The sequence below is a fragment of the Archangium lipolyticum genome, assembly GCF_024623785.1.
In the GTDB taxonomy this organism is placed as follows: Bacteria; Myxococcota; Myxococcia; order Myxococcales; family Myxococcaceae; genus Archangium; species Archangium lipolyticum.
Genome location: NZ_JANKBZ010000009.1, coordinates 89593 through 108637 on the forward strand (window position 1 = coordinate 89593; position 19045 = coordinate 108637).

A 19045-nucleotide genomic window follows, 5' to 3' on the forward strand; every position below is an offset into this window, starting at 1 on the left:
TGCCGCCCATGGGCGGCGACGACGTCATCTCGGGCACTGTGCTCTCCAGCGGCATCCGCTCTACCGGAGGTTCAACGGTCGTGGACCGGGAGCTTCAGGAAGGAGAGGTCCTGGGCAGCTACCAACTGGAGCGCTTGCTGGGCGAGGGCTCCATGGGCCAGGTGTTCCAGGCCCGCCACGTGCGGCTGGGGCGCCAGGTGGCCCTCAAGGTGCTGCGTCCCGCCTTCGCCCATGACAGCGGCTTCGTGCGGCGCTTCTTCCAGGAGGCGCACGCCGTCAACCGGATCAACCACGAGCACATCGTGGAGATCTTCGACTTCGTGGAGGACGCGCGCAGCGGACACGTCTACTGCGTGATGGAGCTGCTGCGCGGGCAGAACCTCTCCTCCTTGGTGAAAGAAGAGCAGCTTTCCGTGATGCGCATCCGCCGCATCACGGTGCAGGTGTGCGCGGCACTGGGCGCGGCGCACCACCTGGGCGTGGTGCACCGGGACATCAAGCCGGACAACCTCTTCATCACCCACAAGAGCGGGCAGGCGGACTTCGTCAAGGTGCTCGACTTCGGGGTGGCCAAGGTGCTCACCGCCGAGAACACCGGCGGCACGCTGGATGGCACCATCATCGGCACGCCCACGTACATGTCGCCGGAGCAGGCCGCGGGCCTTCCGGTGGACCACCGCGCGGACATCTACGCGGTGGGCGCCGTCCTCTACGAGATGCTCTCCGGACGGCCTCCCCATCTGGCGTCCAACTTCGGCCAGCTGATGGTGAAGATCATCACCGAGCCGCCCCCAGCGCTGCCCTCGCACACGCCCTCGGGAGAGCCGGTGCCGCAGTCGCTGGCGCAGCTCGCCCTGCGCTGCCTGGCCAAGGAGCCCGCGGATCGTCCGCAGTCACTCGCCGAGGTCATCACCGTGCTGCTGGCGGACCCGGCGCCGGAGCCCATCGCGGAGGATCGCCGGCCCACCCAGCCGCTGCCCGTCCCCGAGGGGCTGGCCGGTGCGCGGCGCCGGGGAATGGCGATCGTCGCGGGGGTGCTGGCGGTGAGCCTCGCCGGGTTCGCCCTCTGGGCGCGCGCGGGGCACGTTTCCTCTCCGGACACGGTGGAGGCGTCCACGCCGGCCGCCCTCGAGCCTTCCCCTGTGGACGAGGCGCGGCTCGACTCGCCCGCGGCCCTCGAGGTGCCACCCGCCCTGGCGGAGCCGCGTGCTCCACGGGACGCGGCACGAGGGCCCGTGCGCACCAACGTCCACCGCAAGCAGAAGGCAGGAATGCGAGATGATGTCATCGATCCGTTCGCTCTCTGAGCGCTTCGTGCTGCCGGTGCTGGTGGCCCTGTCGCTCGCCGTCTCGCCCTTGTCCGCGCACGCCGCCGACTTGAACACGGGCGCCGACAAGGAGGCGAAGGCCCGCGCGATGTTCGCTCAGGGCAACGTCTCCTATGACCTGGCCGAGTTCAACAAGGCCCTGGACGCCTACAGCGAGGCGTACCGGCTGATGCCGCTGCCGGGCTTCCTCTTCAACATCGCGCAGTGCCACCGGCAGCTGGGCAACCCCGAGCGCGCCGCCTTCTTCTACCGGCGCTACCTGGCTCTCTCGAAGGGGGAGCCGCGCAACGCCGAGCTGGTCCGGGAGCTGCTCGCGGAGATGGACGCGGCAGCCCGCAACAAGGAGCAGGAGCGGCGCATGGCGCGGGAGGCGACGGCGAAGGATCAGGCGAAGGCCGCGGCGCTGAAGGCGCAGGCGGAGACGACCGCCGCGCGCCGGGTGCAGGACTCCGAGCGCAAGCGCGTCCTGGTGCCCCGGGCCTCACCGGCGCAAGCCAGGACGGAGGTGAAGGGCGAGAGCCTGACGAAGAAGTGGTGGGTGTGGGCGGGAGCGGGCGCCGTGGCGCTGATCGCCGGTGGCACCATTGCCTACGTGGCCACCGCTCCCCAGCCGCGCTCCACGACCCTGGGCACCGTGCACTAATCAGGGTTGTCGGATGCAGGGGGCTGCGGGGGGCCATGCCGGTTCCTCTGCTATTCAGGGGCCGGTAATCAACGGAGAGTTTGTGATGGCGTGAGCTGAGTTCGGGCCGGCTTTGTGCCCGACAGCGTGCTCCGCCAAGTTGGCTATTGGGTTCGAGCCTTAGGCTGGGCGAGCCGGTCTGAAACCACGTCACCATCACGCGTGAGTGTTATTGCTGATTTGTCACGCGCGATTCGTCACGTTTGAAATGTTCTCGATTCACGCGAATAGGTGCGCTACTGCGTGAAACATTCGTTCCATTGTGTGAACTAGCTCACAGCGCCAAGGCGGGAAAAACGGCAGATCGGGGGCAGGCTGGTCATCCGCACTTTGATGAGCGGAGCCGCCAGACTCGTTCCTGGTCTACTAGATGACATACAAGCCGAATTTATCCCCAAGGTTAGCTGCTCGTTCAATCCACATGGGACCCAACGGGTCTCGGGCGGGCCTCTGCTCCGTTACGCACTTGCTCGGTGTGAGCCTCTGCCTTCTCTTGCTTCCGCTGACAGGAGTAGCTGGTTCTGCTTCCCTGAAAAGACTTGATCTCCCCGAAAATGAGAGTATTGCCGAGGTAAACGGGCAACAAGTTTCCTTGGAGCGGTTCAATGCTCTCTGGGCCATCAATGCCAAATTGCATCGTTTGGAAGATGGTCGTGTCCCGGATTCTCGGGCCGTTGAGTTGAAGATAAATATTGCCGAGCAACTCATCGATGAAGTGTTGATCGAGCAGGCTGCGGAGCAGGCTCAAGTTTTTGTTGAGCCGCATCAAGTGGATGCTGCCCTTGATGCATACAAGGAACGTTTCCCAAATTCCGAGGCCTTCGAGAAGCACGTGGGTGCTCTTCCGTTGGGGTTGAGCGAGTTGCGCCGGAAACTCAGGTTGGAACAACTTCGCGAGCGCTTGTTGTCATTGGGGGATGTACCCTCTCCGTCTGACCGACACCTCCGTTTCTTCTACGAAAATCACCTCGAACGTTTCCGTGCACCCTCGACCATTGCCGCGTTGGAGATCTTCCTCAAGGTCGAGTCGGATACGTCTACCGAGGCGGTTCGTGCGAAGCGCCAGAAGGCCGAGGAGTTGCGCCGACAGGCATTGCAGTCAGATGCTTCGTTTGAGGAACTGGCAAAGAAAAAGTTGGAGGGCGTAGAAGCTTCGAGCAGTGGAATTCTGAAGGTCTTGAAGCCGCATGACGTCGCCCCTGAATCGTGGTTGGCGCTTGCCGGAATGAGACCGGGAACGATATCGCCGGTCGTCAGGACGGAAAAAGGGTTCCACGTATTCAAACTTGTCTCTCAAGGCCCTTCGTCTATTCCGCCTTTCGAGGACATAAAGCCCGTGGTCGCAGTGGAGATGAAGTCCTTTGGACGAGAACTCCGTCGTTCTGTCTTCCTGAAGCAACTGCGTGCGAATGCCATCATCGTCAATGTACTGGCGGAACGTTACGCACTGCAGCAAGGCGACGGCTCCAGAGGTAGCGCTGGCATTCGGCATGATGGTCTTGAACCTCAGTCACCCAGATCCTCGCCCCAGCCAGTGCTTGAGATTGACGCTTCGACCCGTCCTCGCTGACGGCCTTTTTCAGGAATACAACCTTGAACTCCGCCGTATTAATCGTAGTGTCTCTTCTCGCGTTTGGTCCCGAGCCAACCACGGGTGATGGAATCAATCTGAGCGCCGGGAGCACCACGTATCTCGGAAAAATTCTTGCCAAGACAAGCCATAGGGAGTCTGTTTTTGCGGCTGGATACAAGCCGATGTTGGGCAACTGCCGTCGCATCAGCTTCGTGGCAGGCCAGCTGGTGAATATTTCTCCTTACAGCAACGATCCTAGAGCGCCTACTTCCGATACCAGCATCGTCTTTCCGGACGGGCAATGCCCCATCAATAGCCAAGGCTATAATTTCAGATTCTACCCGCGATCGCTTCGTGATCTAGGTTCGCACGTCGTTGAATGCACCTTCGGCTATGTGTCGGCCAATTCCTCGTGTTCTCCATGCTTCAGCTCATGCATCACTGAGTACAATACTACACGTAGGATGGAGTACGGGGCCGACAATATCGCTCCCTGGGCAGAACCAAAGACATTGCCTAATTCGCCAGCCTGGAATTCTTTTGTTTCCTTCCAGGCAAATGCCTATGATGGCGATGGGGGGCCTATGTCCTATCGGTGGTTTATCGTTTCCCGTCCGCCCCAGGCCACGGCATCCCTGAGCAATGCATCGACCGAATCCCCGACTCTTTCTCTTGGTAGCGAGCGGGACATCGGGACATGGAGGTTCCTGCTGGAGGTGGATGACGACGAAGGACAGATGAGCAGTTTCCCCTTCCAATTCACCGTCCCCAACGTTCCGCCGAACTTCGAAATCAACGGTCCCCTTGAGGTGGTAGTGAATAAAGCCATTGGGCTCGGCAGCAGCAGGACCACTGACGACGACGGGGGCAATCTCTCCTTCGTCTGGGACATTCTACAAACCCCGGTACGCTCGTCGCAGCAACCGCAGAACAATTACTCTACCGCCTACAATATCTCCATTCCGACGACGAAGGCCGATATTGGCGATTGGGTGTTCCGCCTCACTGCTACGGACAATGAGGGGGCCCAGGTCTCGAAGACCGTCACGGTCAAGGTGGTGAATGCCAAGCCACGCATTGTATTCAGTGGTCCCGCTGAGATCGATGTTGGCCAAGATTTGCTGGTCTCGACGACAATACTCCATGATGACGACGGTGGCGATCTCACATTCAAGTGGGAGGTGGTCCAGGAACCTGGCTCTACGGGTCTGCCGCTTCCATATGCTGTCTCAACAACGTCGTTGATGAGCAAGCCTTCACTTTCGACGTCTGGCACATGGATCTTCCGTCTGACTGCAACGGATGACGAGGGAGATTCCGTGCAGGGGGAGTTCAAGGTTCTGGTTGATGGGCTTCCTTGGGCGTACGTGGAAAGCGATGGAGATGACCATTCCCACCCAGAAGAGCCGCTGGTTGTCAGTCAGGCCGATTACTTGCTGCTCTATGGTTGGTTCAATGATCCGGACTCACCATGTACAGATAGGCCGAATCGTTGTCATAGGACGGATGGGCGGTCCGTTTCAATATCCCAGGGAATCGTAAGATACCAATGGAACATCATCGAAATCCCCGGGAGTGTGAGAAACGACATGGGCCACTACGCGCTGGGTCCTGTTCATGAGTCATTTTTTGGCGTGGCGGATGATGGTCCCAACCTCGATTTCGGCTTCCTCAACATTCCTGTAGGACTGTGGGGACTCGAACTGCGCGTCTGGGATGCAGAAGGCAATGAGGCCAACTACCCAATCTATATCAATGTTCAATGGGAGCCAGTTCCTCCGCATGCCTCGTTCTACTCGTCTTTGATTTCTTCCGGCGAGCGGGCAACAACGTCGCTGTCCGGCGTGCTTCCGGTAGGTGTCTCGTTCTACGCTCACCAGAGCTATGACCCAGATAATGTGAATCCGGGTTCGGGAATCATTCGCTACAGATGGCAAGCGATTCCTCCCACCCCGGGTTGCAGTGTTCCCACATTTCCGGAGTGGCAGATGGAGGTTGTCCTCTATCCAGTAGGAACAGTCGTTCCTCCGGCGTGCCAAGGGCGTTGGCGCATGCGCCTCACGGTGGACGACGATGATCGAGTGACGAATAGCGCCACCTATGAATCCTCTTTCTCTATTGGAAACTGCAGCGGAAAGGTTTGCCTCGATACTCCTCGGCAGATAGCTCCCGCAGTGTTGTCCCTGGCGGGCACGGGTGGGGTGCTGATTGGTTATCACATCGACTCGGCTCTATATGACGAGACGGTTTTGGGGCTGGGCGTGTACGCGAAGTTGGATGTTTTCAGCGAAGATGATTCCCTCAATCCGGTCTACAGCTCACTGAGCGGTCCTGCTACGCAGTCGAGCCGAGGTCAGTCCCTGCTATTCTATTGGAATGGTCTTACCCAGTCTGGAGTGAGGGTACAAGAGGGGAAGTACTTCCACATCAAGGTGTCTCTCCTGGATTCCAATTCCAATATCCTGAGCTCTCAAAGCGAGTATCGCGCAATTACGTCGGAGCCGATGAGGGTTGTCTTCAACGAAACGACTACCAAGTATGTAGACTATTTAACGCCTGACGCCGTCTCCTTTACGCTTACTGGGGCGCAGAGTCCGGTGGATTCCTACCAAGGGACGCTGCGCGACTCGGCTGGTAAGGTGGTGGCCATCTTTTCGGCTCCGGCATCAGCTACCACCATGGCGATCAAATACTCAGTTCCAGGAATTTATACGCTCGAACTCTCGGCCATTCGCGGCACGTCTGTTATCGCCTTGGGTTCCCACCCTGTGGTTTTCTATGAGCTCAGGATCACGATCCCTGGGATGGGTTCCTCCTCTGATTGGGAGTTGCTCGTCAACAACGACGACGACAATTTGAACGAATTGTCAGACTTTGATGATGCTTTCATCTACGGTGACGACGAAGTCAGGCAGATGTTCGTGGATTTCAGTCCTTCGACGCTCGGCGGCACGCTGATGCTGGAGCATAGCCTGGGGGCCGGAGCCTTGAAGGCCTGGACAACGCTTTCAAAGGCCACGGAGGCTCCGTTGCCCAAGACGTGGAATTTCCCAGGGAGAGACACGGGCTGGCAGGAGTACGGCTATCCTTTGTATTTTGAGGCGCTCAAAGAAGCCAAGGGTGAGTTGCGGTTGCGATTCACCACGACGGACGGGACCTCGCTTCCGGAGGTCAAGTTGGGACTGAGTTCGGTATTGCTCGAGGCGGTCCAGGACACGGATAACGATCATATCGTCGAGGATGAAGATACCGTACTTCGTAGCGTGCGTGCTGGCCGTTGGGATAATGCTTTCGACTCGGCGACATTCAATGTGAAGAATGGCATGGACCCGGACCACTTCGTCGACCTTGACCCCTCGCGCTTCTATCTGCGGGCCCGGGGGCCCGGTCTTGATGTCGACTCCAGTAGGATCGATACTCTACCCATCGATTTCAACACGAGTGTCCAGACGGTCGTCTATGACAGCTCTAGTCAGATGCGGATTCCAGAGAGTAGTGTCAACTCGTCCACGATGGTGTCTCGTTCCCTGTTACTGACGGGACCGGATATCGAAAGCATTCCCCGGACGGATACAGACGATGGGTTCCCAGCACATGACGGTATCAGCAGGGTGGTCGCCGACGGCTGGCCTGGGGATAGGACATGGGCTGCTCCCATCGATGGTCATCTGGAACTCTATTACAATACAGCAAGGAGTGCCGGAATACTGAGATGGCGTCTTCCGGTTTGTGGAGAGGCTCGAAGGAAGGTTCCGCTCCGAGTCCACGTGTTCCTGGAACCGTTCGAGGATGTGGGCATTGATGCTGATGGAAACCCGAGTACGTCCGACATAGTTGGTGATCGGAATGGCAGGTTCGACTATGCCGACACGAACGGGAATGGACAGCACGACCTCGGAGAGCGGAGCGAGCCGTACGTCGACCTGAGTGATCCCATGACTGATGGGCTTGCTCACTCGGGTGACGACCCCGTTGTGCACAGTGCACGAGGGCCACTCACGCCTATCAATGAAGTCTGGCGTGAGCTACGTCAGACGGACAGTCTTTGGTCACCCGCTTGTATCAAGACTGAAGTGGTAGGTGGTACGATCCTGGTCGAGGACGCCCCCTTGTCGTACAGTGGCACCAACATTCTTGTGGATGGAGTGATTACTGAATCCGACATCAAAGCCCTCTATCAGGCATACAACGAAAGCATGACGGAGGATGTGATCGATGTTTTCTATGGGACGCAGATGTACTATTCGGGCCCTGCTTCCGGCCTTGCCTTTCCTCCGTACTATCAGGCGCCTGCCTTGCATGGAGAGAAGCTGTTTACGATCATCCAGAGTAATCTTCCGACATACGCAATCCTCGCCCATGAGCTAGCTCACCTGCTTACCAACACAGGTGACTCCGCTGGAGTTCAGACATTCTTCTACCCGAACAACACGGGGCTTGATCCGCTCACGACGGTCAGCGGCGGCCGGCGCATACCCGAGTGGGTGGCAATCGAGGCCCGTTCACCACGTCCCTCGGGGGATTTGAATGCCCGAGGCAACCGGCAGCTCAAGGCGTACTAGGAGCACTGGAATCCATGCGAACTCATGTCATTGTCATCATGGGGCTGCTATTCGTTGCTCCGTTGTCTCGAGCGGCAGTGCCTCCCCCTGAGCAGGCTGTCGAGCAGCTCCTTCATGCCAGCCATGGCATCAACGAGCTGTCGGGTAAGGAGATTTTGGAAACGTGGGAGGAGGTACGCCGCAACCCCAAACCCTATCTTCCATTCTTGAGGGCGCGGCTCACACTGGAGAGCATCGAAGCCGCGAAGGAGCCGGAGCGGCTTCGAGATATCCTGGGTGCGACCGGTCTCCTTCTGCGCCTGGGCGGGAACGAGGAGAGAGAGTACCTGGCGGCGAGGCTGAAGGAACTGCACCGAAAGCGGGATGAGCTGTCGGCACAGGTGAAGGTGCGGGCTCATTCCCTGGGGGCGTCCATCGCCCGCGACGATGAGTCCTTCAGAACTCAGGTCTGGCACCGGGGACGGCTCATCCAGGTGGAGAACGCTATCTTGAGGGGGTTCGCTGAGGAGAGGGACTCACGGTTGCGCGATACGCTCCTACCGCGGCTGGAGCAGGATGCGGATATGCGTGACAGGTACATTGAGTACTTCGAGGTCACGGCCCGTCAGGATCCAGTCGTTCGGGCTCGATTGAAGAAAATGCTGGCGGCTCCGGGCTCTCCGGTGACAGAGAAGCGCTTGCGGCGTTTCTTCGAAGCCAATTGACGGGTAGTTCGTCTCTCTCATCCCCTGCGTTCAACGGCCGGGGGTGATGTGGTCGGTTGGAGCACTCAAGCCGGGCTCTCCCGGGGCCCGCGCTGCTGGGCCAGCAGCAGCGCGGCCGTGTGGCCCATGCGGGTGCTGAAGCTGTCGGCGTCGTGGAAGGTGAGCCGCACGTCACCCAGCTGCAGCTGCATGCCGGACTCCATCGGCGTGGGCTCGCCGGGCCGCAGCAGCTTGCCGCCGAGCGTCGCCGGCCCTCCCTGGGCCAGGGCCTCCACCGTCCAGCTTCCCTCCGGCAGCGGGCGCAGCACCAGGTGCTCGCGCGACACGGTGGCGTCGTTGATGACGAACACGTTGTGCGAGGCGCGCCCCAGCGACAGCACGTCCCTCCCGCTCGTCCCGAGGGCCAGCTCGAAGCACATGGCATCCCCCGAGGGCAGACAGTCGCGTAGATCCGACGTGGGCAGCCGCGTGGTGCCGTGGTTCTGCTCGCTGTTCTCCGGCACGTTCCACACGCCCGCCTCCCACACCAACCAGCAGTGAGGATAGCGAACGCGGAATTTCTCCTTGAGTGCTAGGTGCTGCCGCACGAGCAGCGAGAGCAGCAGGGAACGCGCCATGGGGAACAACCAATCATCTTCGGGGCGTGATCGCCACTGCTTCGTGAGCCGCGAGTCACGGGGTTGTCGACGAGTGCGCGTTTGAGAGGGAGCCGCGCCAGCGAGCGGGCATCCAGCCGATCGGTCCGGATTTTCCACCTGCTTCACCTCCGGCGTAAGGTGTCGCTCAAATGTTTCAGTGGGCTTCACACTCCTGTCACACGGAAGGAGCCCACTGCCCCTGGTCCAACCTCAACCCCCAGGAACCGCATGCGCAACAACCCCCGCCATCTCCTGGCACTCCTCGGCACAGGATTGCTCCTGCTGACCGCTTGCCCCTCGTCCGATGAGCAGTGCGGCAACGGCCGCGTCGAGGGCAAGGAGCAATGTGACGACGGCAACACCGTCGATGACGACAGCTGTACCAACCGGTGTACGACCGTCGATCACCAGGCCACCTGCGGCAACCGGGAGGTGGAGGTGGGCGAGGCGTGCGACGACGGCAACTCCATCAACGGGGATGGATGCCAGAACGACTGCAGCCTCACGCCGCCGGAGCAGGAGACGCTGGCCGTCTGTGGCAACAAGGTCCGGGAGATCTCCGAGGCCTGTGACGACGGCAACAAGGAGGACGGGGACGGGTGCGACAACAACTGTGAGATTTCCCGGCCCGCGCAGGAGCAGTGCGCCGCGCCGGCGAGCCTGCCGCAGCCGGAGGCCGGGGCCACCTGCAAGGTGATCGCCGGGACGGGCGGTGCGCGCCTCTACATAGGCGTGGTGCTGCTGGACGGCAAGACGCTCAATGGGGGCCAGGTGCTGGTGGATGCCCAGGGCATCATCACGTGCGCGGCGTGCGACTGCTCGGCGGAGGCCGGTGCGGCCGAGGCGACGAAGATCTCCTGCCCCGCGGGTGTCATCTCGCCGGGTCTCATCAACGCGCACGAGCACATGAACTTCCAGAAGGCGCCGGACCCGGGCCGTGAGGAGCGCTTCGAGCACCGCCACGACTGGCGCAAGGGCAACGATGGTCACAAGGCGGTCGATCAGGGCAGGAGCGCGGTGGATGACGCCCAGCGCTGGGCCGAGCTGCGCCAGGTGATGGCCGGTACCACGTCGAGCGCCGGAGCGGGCGGACAGGCGGGCCTTGTGCGCGATCTGGCCGCCTATGGCACGGACAAGGCCAGCCAGGAGGGTCTGCATGAGATGAACGTGAACTTCCAGACCTTCCCGTTCAACGACGACGACAAGGGCGAGGAGCTCGAGAGCGGGTGCGGCTATCCGTCCATCGACACGCCGAACGACATCCCGGGGCTCTCGGCCTACATGCCGCACGTGGCCGAGGGCATCGAGGAGTCGGCGCGCAACGAGTTCCGCTGCCTCTCCGGCCAGGGCGCCGGCAGCCAGGATCTGGTGACGGGGCGTACGGCCATCGTCCAGGGCATTGGCCTCACGGCGGCGGAGATCGGCAAGATTGCCGAGCGCGGCGCGAGCCTCGTCTGGTCGCCGCGCAGCAACGTGTCCCTGTACGGCGACACGGCCATGGTCACCGCGTACAAGCAGATGGGCGTGAACATCGCGCTGGGCACGGACTGGCTGCAGTCGGGCTCCATGAACATGCTGCGCGAGCTGAGGTGCGCGGACTACCTCAACCAGGTGCACTACTCGAAGACGTTCACCGACGAGCAGCTGTGGCGCATGGCCACCGCGGGCGCCGCGGACGCGACGGACACCTGGGAGAAGGTGGGCCGCATCGCTCCGGGCAAGGTGGCGGACCTGGCCATCTTCCGGTTGAACGCCAACGCGTTCTCTCCGCACCGCGCCGTCATCACCGCGAAGCCGGAGGACGTGGCCCTCACCGTGCGCGGCGGCAAGCCCCTCTACGGTGACCAGTCCCTGGTGACCGAGCTGACCAAGGGTGAGACGAAGGCCTGTGAAGTGGTGGACGTGTGCGGCGCCGCCAAGGCGGCGTGCGTGGAGTCCGATACGGGCAAGACCTTCGCCGCCCTGAAGGAAGCCAACGCCACCTCCTACGCGCTTTTCTTCTGTGGCGACCAGCCCCAGAACGAGCCCACCTGCGCCCCGCAGCGCACCGCCTCCACTCCGGTGGCGGCCTCGGTGAATGGCTCCAACACCTACAGCGGCACGCGCCGGCTCGCCGACTTCGATGGTGACGGCATCGCCAACGCGCAGGACAACTGCTCCATCGTCTTCAACCCCATCCGCCCGATGGACAACGGCAAGCAGGCGGACACCGACAACGATGGCATGGGTGATGCCTGCGACCCGTGCCCGCTCGATGCCAACAGCACGACCTGCAAGGCCGCCAACCCGGCCGACAGGGATGGCGACGGCATCGCCAGCCCCGCCGACAACTGCCCGGCCATGGCCAACAAGGACCAGGCGGACTCGGATGGTGATGGCAGGGGCGATGCGTGCGACCTCTGCGCCGCGAAGAATCCCGGCGACACGGTCTGCCCGGTCTCCATCTACGACATCAAGAAGCCGGTGAATGGTCTCCGCCCGTTCGTGGGCTACCCGGTCACCATCGCCAACGCGATGGTGACGGGCACGGCCGGTAGCAGTGGCTTCTTCATCCAGGTGGTGGACGAGGAGCGGACCGCCGGTCCGGACTGGTCCGGCATCTTCGTCTTCGGTTCCTCTTCCTCCTCCGGCCGCAAGGTCGGGGAGCGGATCACCGTCACCTCGGCCGTGGTGGATGACTACTTCGGTCAGATCGAGCTCACCGACGCCACCGTCGTTTCCCAGAACACCACCGCTACTCCGGTGCCCGTCTCCGTCACTCCCGCCGAGGTGCGGACGGGTGGCTCGCGGGCCGAGGCGCTCGAGGGCGTCCTGGTGGAGCTCACCGATGTCTTCGTGACGAAGCACGAGCCCACCCCGGGCTCGGGCGATAGCACCACCACCAACGAGTACGTCGTCGACATCAAGGCGGGTACGGATGGCGAGACCGTGGGCGTGCGCGTGGATGACCTCATGTACAAGCCCTCGGCGCTTCCAGCGGTGGGCACGGAGTACCACCGGTTGCGTGGCCTGCTGAACCTGCGCAACGGCAACTCCAAGGTGGAGCCGCGCAACTCGGGTGACTTCCTGGCGCCCGCGCCGCCGCTCGCCTCCCTCGGTCCCTCGGGCCTGTTCTCCCGTGTGGACTCCGCGTGCGAGACCGATGGGTGCCAGGCCATCGGTGGGCCGCTCCTGGTGACGCTGTCCGAGAAGTACGCCGAGGATGTCACGGTCACCATCACCTCCGCCGATTCGTCCAAGCTGGACATCGCCAACGGCGGCAAGGTGGTCATCCCCGCCGGAGAGACCAGCGCCGAGGTGAAGCTCATCCCCAGGGCCCAGGCCGCCAGCGTGAAGCTGACCGCCACGCTGCGGGCCTCGAGCGTGGAGACTACGGTGCGGGTGCTGGGTACCAACGAGCAGCCCACGCTCACGAAGCTCACGCCCGACACCGTCTACGTCGGGCAGGGCGGAGACGTGACGCTCACCGCCTGGGTGGACATCCCGGCTCCCGAGGGCACCACCATCGCCTTCAGCGTGCCGGCGGAGATTGGCACGGTGGATGCGACGGCGGTCTTCGGACTCAACGCCACCACGGCCACCTTCGTCTTCAAGGCCGCCGCTTCGCCCACCGTCACCACGGCGGAGATCGTGGCCACGCTGGGCAGCAGCACCGCGAAGGCGACGGTCAACATCGACCCCGATCCTCCGGAGATCGCCAGCCTCACCCCGGTGGGCCCGCTGAGCCTCGTGCGTGGCACCACCCAGGAGTTCACGGTGACGCTGAGCAAGGCGGGGAAGGGAGACACCCCGGTGAACATCTCGGCGGCGCCCGATGTGGCGGGCGCGGCTTTCGGGACGGTGCCTGCCGCCACGGTGACGGTGCCTAAGGGGCAGACCTCGGAGAAGTTCGTCTTCACCGCCACCAAGGGGCTGAGCGCGGACACCGTCATCGGGAACGTCACCGCGCGGCTCGGCGTGAAGCAGTTCTCCACTCGCGTCACGGTGCGCCCGTCGTTCCCCATGCCCGCTACCATCACCCCGGCCGACGTCCGGTTGCTGCCGGGTGCCACGCAGGTCTACACCGTGACGCTCGACAAGCCGGCCGAGAAGGATGGCCTCGTCATCAACTTCACCCTGGAGCCGGCCGCCGGGCTGGGCTCGCTCTCCCAGGCGAAGACGACCATCCCCGAGGGAGCCACCTCTGCACAGGTGACGTTCACCGCGGGTGGGTCGTTCAAGGTGGGCAAGGTGGTGGCTTCCAATCCCTACGGCAACTCGGTCTCGGCCAACGTGGCGGTCACGCCGAAGATCGTCATCAGTGAGATCTCCGCGCGTGGTCCCACGGACCCCAACAGCACCACCTTCAACACGAACGAGTATGTTGAGCTCTACAACCCGACGGACACCGCCGTGGACCTGAGTGGCTGGAAGGTCCAGTACAAGCCCGCCACCAACACCACGGGCTACTCGAGTACGGCTGTCATTCAGGACGGAAAGAGCATCCCCGCCCACGGCTACTTCCTGGTGGCCAACAAGGACTACGTGGGAGAGGTCACGGCGGACGCGCAGTACGGCTTCGACATGTCGGCCTCGGCGACGGGCGGTGGCCACGTCCGTATCGGGCCCGGCCTGATGGGCACCGGTATCGAGGACCTGTACGCCGTCGACAAGATCGGCTACGGCACCGCCAACTCGCCCGAGGGCTCCGCGGCTCCGGCCCATCCCTCGGCGGGTGGCAGCCTCGAGCGCAAGGCTCTCGCGACCTCGGACAGCGCCTCGATGGCCATCAACGGCGCCGACGAGAAGAAGGGCAACGGCCACGACACCGACAACAACTCGACGGACTGGGTGACCCGCGCCATCCGCGATCCGCAGAACTCGTCGAGCCCGGCCGAGAAGCCGTAATCCGGGCCGGTGCAGTCCTCACGCCCTCCGCGTCACCCATTCCAGGTGCCGCGGGGGGCGTCGTCGTTTTCGGGGAGACGAGGAGCGTGTGCCCCTCAGGTCTTCGTGGTGATGCCGTCCGCCGCCAGCCGCTCCAGCGTCGTGAGCATGGGGTCGTACGACACGGAGTCACGGAACAGGTTCTGGTTCAGCAGCGCGCCCATGAAACTGCCGAAGATGGTGTGCGCGGTGACGTGCGCATCCATGTCCGTGCGGAACTCCTTCGTCTTCGTCTGCCCGTAGCGGATGATGTTCTCCAGCGCCGCCACGTAGATGCCCAGCTTCTCCCGGATGGCCTCGGCCACCCGGTCGTTCGTGTACGCCGACTCCGCCGACACCATCGCGAAGAAGATGCCGTACTCGCGGTGGTAGCGCAGGAACTGCAGCGTCCGCTCGTAGAAGCCCTCGAACTGCTCGCGGGCCGACATCTTGCGCAGTTGGCCGAGGATCTCCTCGAACTCCTTGAGGTAGCGCTCGTGCAGCTCCTCGATGGTGGCCAGCAGCAGGTCCTCCTTCGTCGGAAAGTGCCAGTAGAGCGCCCCGGGCGTCATCCGGATGGCCTTGGCCAGCTCGGCCATCGTCGTCGCGAGGATTCCGCGACGCGCGAACAGCATGATGGCCGCCTCCATGATTTCCAATCGCGTCCGAGCCGCGCGCTCCTGCTTGATCTCCCGCTTCGCCGCTTCCTTCCGCATTTACGTCCGTATCCTACCCACCTCAGGCGAGCAGCGTCACCTTGACGATCTCCGGAGGTGCCGCCACGCGCAGCGGCGGGCCCCAGAAGCCCGTTCCCCGGCTCACGTACAGGTGGCTGTCTCCCTCGCGGAACAATCCGGCGGGGTGCTCCCAGATGGCGGACACCACCAGGTTGAAGGGGAAGAACTGTCCTCCATGCGTGTGTCCGGAGAGCTGCAGTCCCATGCCCGCCTTCTGCGCGAGCTCGCGCCAGCCGCTCGGCTGATGCGCCAGCAGCACCGCCGCGCGTGACGGGTCCCTCCCCGCCGTGGCCGCCGCCAGGTCATAGCTGCGCGCGCGCGGATAGCCCGAGCGCTGCGCTCCCCAGTCATCCACTCCCACCAGGTCGAACGAGGCGCCCGGCTCGCCGATGGGCACGTGGCGGTTGCGCAGCACCGTCATCCCCATGCGCGTGAGCGCCTCGGTCCACTCCTCGTCTCCCGAGTAGTACTCGTGGTTGCCCGTGCAGAAGTACGTGCCGTACCTCGAGCGCAGGTTCCTCAGCGCCCCCGCCGCGAAGCCCAGCTCCTCCACGCTGCCGTCCACCAGGTCCCCGGTGATGCACACCAGGTCTCCCTTCAACCCGTTGGTCTGCGCCACCACCGCGTCCATGAAGCGGCGCTGGATGAGGGGACCGACGTGCACGTCACTCAGCTGGACGATGGTGAAGCCGTCCAGCGCCTTGGGCAGCCCGGGCAGCCGCACCGCCACCTCGTTCACCACCGGTGGCGTGAAGGCGCGCCACACGCCGTAGCTGGCCATGCCTCCGGTGGCCGCCAGCGCCGCCCCCGCGCTCGCCCGCGCGAGGAACTGCCGCCGCTCCTCGGACACGGGGGCCGGCTCCACCTTCCCCGCCCGCCGCCGCTCCAGCCACCCGGAGAGCTTGCGCACGCCTCCCAGCGACAGCACCGCCAGCAGCAGGTAGGTGGCCGTCCCCATCCAGTACCAGCCCAGGTTGGCGAAGGCGAACGTCGGCGTCGAGGGGAAGAAGTGCGTCAGCACCCGCGAGCCGAGGATCGCCGAGGCCAGCACCGCCATCACCCCCACGCCGGCCCGGCGCCAGGCGCGGTGCGCCGCCGTGTCACGGAAGAGACGCCGGTAGAGGTAGATGTGGCCGGACACCACCACCAGTGACAGCATGCCGAAGAAGATGACGAAGCGCAGCGGAACCATGGGGCCTTGGATACTCGGCGCTCCATGCGCCGCAACCCCATCGTATGTGAAGAAGCGTGAAGCCGCGCCTCACCCCACGAGCGACCGCAGCGTCTCCGGCAGCTCGGGGTGCTGGAAGCGGTAGCCGGACTCCAGCGCGAGCCTGGGCAGCACCCGCTGGCCTCCCAGCACCACCCGGGACATCTCCCCGAACGCCACCTTCAGCGCCAGCGAGGGCACCGGCAGCACGGCCGGCCGGCCCAGCGCCGCTCCCAGCGCCCGGGTGAAGTCCGCGTTCGTCACCGGCTCCGGCGCCGTCACGTTCATCGGCCCGCGCAGCTCCTCCTGCTCCAGCGCGAAGAGCAGCATCCCGAGCGTGTCGTCACGGTGCACCCAGCTCATGTACTGCCGTCCCGAGCCCATGCGCCCGCCCACGCCCAGGCGGAAGACGGGCAGCATCTGCTTCATCGCGCCGCCCTCCGGGTGCAGCACCACGCCGATGCGTGGCACCACCGTGCGGATGCCCGCCGTGTCCGCCTCCAGCGCCTCGGCCTCCCAGGCCCGGCACACCCTCGCGAGGAAGTCGTCCCCCAGCGAGCTGCTCTCCGTGAGTGGCTCCGCGCCCCGCTCGTCTCCGTAGACGCCGATGGCCGAGGCGGACACGAAGTGCCGCACCGTGCCCGCCGCCTTCATGGCCTCCACCAGCAGCCGCGTGCCCACCACGCGGCTGTCGTGGATGCGCTGGCGTGCGCTCTCCGTCCAACGTTGCGCCACCGGCTCGCCCGCCAGGTGCACCACCGCCTCGGCGCCTCCCAGTGCTTCCGGCGACAGCGGCGTGACCGCGTCGTAGAAGGAGCCGCTCACCCCCTCCGGCAGCCGCGCCAGCGCGCGCTTCACGTCCCGCGCGAGCACGTGCACCGTGTGGCCCTTCTCCAACAGCCGCCGCACGAGGTGGGGGCCGATGAAGCCGCTCGCCCCGGTGAGCGCCACCTTCACGGGTGTGCCTCCTGGGGAATCTCCCGGCCGAGCAGGGTGCTGAGCGCTTGGAAGAAGGTCTCCCGCTCCTGTTCATTCATACGGCCGGAGTATCGGTACACCACGGTGCCCGCGCCATCCATCAGCAGCACCGAGGATGTCTTCGTCGGCAGGTTCCACGGTGCCACGCCGAGCGTTCCCTTGAGGTCCACGAGAATGGGAATGCCCCACTTCTTCTCCTCCTCCCTCACGTGAGAGAGGGCGATTCCCCTCGCGGGGAAGAAGTCGAAGGACTCGAGATTGGCCACCGCCACCACCCACGCGGCGTCCAGCAAGCCGAGCGCCTGCCCCCGCGAGAAGAGGGCATCCTTGAGGCTTCCGTTGAGTGTCGTGGAGTGGCGATCCTCATAGAAGAGAATGACGGGTTTTCCCCGCCACCGCGACAGCGCCACTTCCTTTCCATCCGAACCCCGCAAGGTTGCGTCCATCGGTCCCGTCCGGGTCGTGGTGGCGAGCGCGGGGCTCGTGGCCAACAGGGCGATCGTCAGCATGCCAGCTATCCGTGTGGTCATTGGAAACTCCGTGGACAAACCTTGGACATACCTTGAACATAACCTTGACAAGGGCTGGACACAAAGATTACTTCCAGGGTCGAAGGTACCCATCGCCCTGGAGGACAGCTGTATGGGCCCCACGCCGTTCATCGCCGCTCAGCCCATGCCCGCTCCCTCGGTGGAGCAGGCGTGGCTGAAGCTGGTGCAGGCCCAGGTGCAGGGGTCCCTGGTGGAACTGCTCGAGCTGCCCGATGAGGCCGGGTTGGACATTCGTTGGACAGAAGCCCTTGGCCACGTCCGCGAGTTCGTGTTGCGCCCCTCGCGGCGGCTGCGTCCGGCGTTGCTGCTGGCCGGCTACTGCCTGGCACGGGGCTCGGCGGCGGCACCGGCGGGGCTGTGGCGCTTCGCGGCGGGGCTGGAGCTGCTGCACACCTGCCAGGTCATCCACGACGACGTGACGGAGGAGGCGGTGCTGCGGCGCGGAGGCCTGGCCATGCACTTCCTGCTGGCTCCGGGCCGCATCGGGCAGGATCTGGCGGTGGTGGTGGGGGATCATCTCTTCGCCCGCGCGCTGGAGACGATGCTGAGCGCGTCGCTGCCGGGCGCGGCGCAGGCCACGCAGTACTGCCTGCGCCTGTGCCGCTACACGGCGGTGGGGCAGTACGCGGCCCTGGAGCGCGGAGGCGTGTCGCCGGCCGACACGAGCGTGCGTCAGGCCCTGCGCGCGGTGCGCCTGAAGACGATGCGACAGGGCTTCTGCTCTCCGCTGGTGGGCGGGGCGATGCTGGCCGGCGCGGACGATGCGCTGCGGCTGCGGCTGGCGCGCGTGGGTTGCGACGTGGCGCTGGCCTGGCAGTTGCGAGAGGAGCTGATCGGCCTCTTCGGAGATGGTCGTGGCTCCGGCCGGGGCACGTCCTGCGACTTCACCCTGGGCCGGCGTACATTCCCGCTGGTGGCGGCCTGCTCGCGGGCCAGCCCGGAGGTTCGCCGGGAACTGGTGGCGCTGTGGGCGCTGCCCCCCGAGGCCAAGGATGACGCGGCGCTCGCGCGGGCGCGCCGGTTGGTGGAGGAGGCCGGGGGCCGGGTGGCCACGGAGCGCCTGGTGGCACGGGCCTCACGTGGCGCGGTGCGGGCGCTCGCGGCGCTGCCCAACCCCAATGGCCTGAGGGATTTGCTGCAGGCGCTCGTCGGCCAGTTGACCCACCGGATGGAATGA

Annotated in this window: 12 protein-coding genes; 7 read left to right on the forward strand and 5 right to left on the reverse strand. The window is 64.2% G+C overall.

All coding sequences use genetic code 11. From position 1 onward, the window contains the following. Nucleotides 1-8: 8 nt before the first annotated feature. The 5 genes from NR810_RS20745 to NR810_RS20765 all read left to right on the forward strand — a co-directional run bounded on the left by NR810_RS20745 (nt 9) and on the right by NR810_RS20765 (nt 8849). A complete protein-coding gene (locus NR810_RS20745) occupies nt 9-1307 on the forward strand; it encodes a serine/threonine-protein kinase (RefSeq protein ID WP_257454815.1) in 1299 nt (432 codons plus the stop codon). Beyond that, nucleotides 1282-1971, forward strand: a complete 690-nt coding sequence (locus tag NR810_RS20750) for a tetratricopeptide repeat protein (RefSeq protein ID WP_257454817.1) — start codon at nt 1282-1284, stop codon at nt 1969-1971. The genes NR810_RS20745 and NR810_RS20750 overlap by 26 nt, the downstream gene beginning before the upstream one ends. Nucleotides 1972-2431: 460 nt before the next feature. Beyond that, on the forward strand, nt 2432-3580 hold the full coding sequence (locus NR810_RS20755) for a peptidylprolyl isomerase (protein WP_257455172.1): 1149 nt from the start codon (nt 2432-2434) through the stop codon (nt 3578-3580). Between the two features lie 23 nt (nt 3581-3603). Further along, on the forward strand, nt 3604-8145 hold the full coding sequence (locus NR810_RS20760; protein ID WP_257454818.1) for a PKD domain-containing protein: 4542 nt from the start codon (nt 3604-3606) through the stop codon (nt 8143-8145). 14 nt (nt 8146-8159) lie between these two features. Continuing rightward, nucleotides 8160-8849, forward strand: coding sequence for a hypothetical protein (locus NR810_RS20765; protein ID WP_257454820.1), 690 nt, complete (start codon nt 8160-8162; stop codon nt 8847-8849). Nucleotides 8850-8914: 65 nt separating this feature from the next. Here NR810_RS20765 and NR810_RS20770 read toward each other — a convergent pair whose 3' ends face one another. Further along, complete coding sequence (locus NR810_RS20770; protein WP_257454822.1) at nt 8915-9466, reverse strand: FHA domain-containing protein; 552 nt, start codon at nt 9464-9466, stop codon at nt 8915-8917. Between the two features lie 249 nt (nt 9467-9715). Here NR810_RS20770 and NR810_RS20775 point away from each other — a divergent pair, with 249 nt between their 5' ends. Beyond that, nucleotides 9716-14374 (forward strand): amidohydrolase family protein, encoded by a 4659-nt coding sequence (locus NR810_RS20775; protein WP_257454825.1) that lies wholly within the window; start codon nt 9716-9718, stop codon nt 14372-14374. 95 nt (nt 14375-14469) lie between these two features. Here the strand turns inward: NR810_RS20775 and NR810_RS20780 are convergent, their stop codons facing one another. The 4 genes from NR810_RS20780 to NR810_RS20795 all read right to left on the reverse strand — a co-directional run bounded on the left by NR810_RS20780 (nt 14470) and on the right by NR810_RS20795 (nt 17826). Beyond that, nucleotides 14470-15108, reverse strand: a complete 639-nt coding sequence (locus tag NR810_RS20780) for a TetR/AcrR family transcriptional regulator (protein WP_257454827.1) — start codon at nt 15106-15108, stop codon at nt 14470-14472. A 22-nt stretch (nt 15109-15130) separates the two neighbouring features. Further along, entirely contained in the window at nt 15131-16321 is a 1191-nt protein-coding gene (locus tag NR810_RS20785) for a metallophosphoesterase (RefSeq protein ID WP_257454829.1), read from the reverse strand. A 69-nt stretch (nt 16322-16390) separates the two neighbouring features. Next, nucleotides 16391-17296, reverse strand: coding sequence for a TIGR01777 family oxidoreductase (locus NR810_RS20790; RefSeq protein ID WP_257454831.1), 906 nt, complete (start codon nt 17294-17296; stop codon nt 16391-16393). Then, the gene (locus NR810_RS20795; RefSeq protein ID WP_257454833.1) at nt 17293-17826 is read right to left on the reverse strand and encodes a peroxiredoxin family protein; all 534 of its coding nucleotides are present in this window, start codon (nt 17824-17826) and stop codon (nt 17293-17295) included. Before NR810_RS20795 ends, NR810_RS20790 begins: the two co-directional genes overlap by 4 nt. 133 nt (nt 17827-17959) lie before the next feature. Between NR810_RS20795 and NR810_RS20800 the strand changes: the two genes are divergently transcribed. Further along, nucleotides 17960-19045, forward strand: coding sequence for a polyprenyl synthetase family protein (locus tag NR810_RS20800; protein WP_257454835.1), 1086 nt, complete (start codon nt 17960-17962; stop codon nt 19043-19045).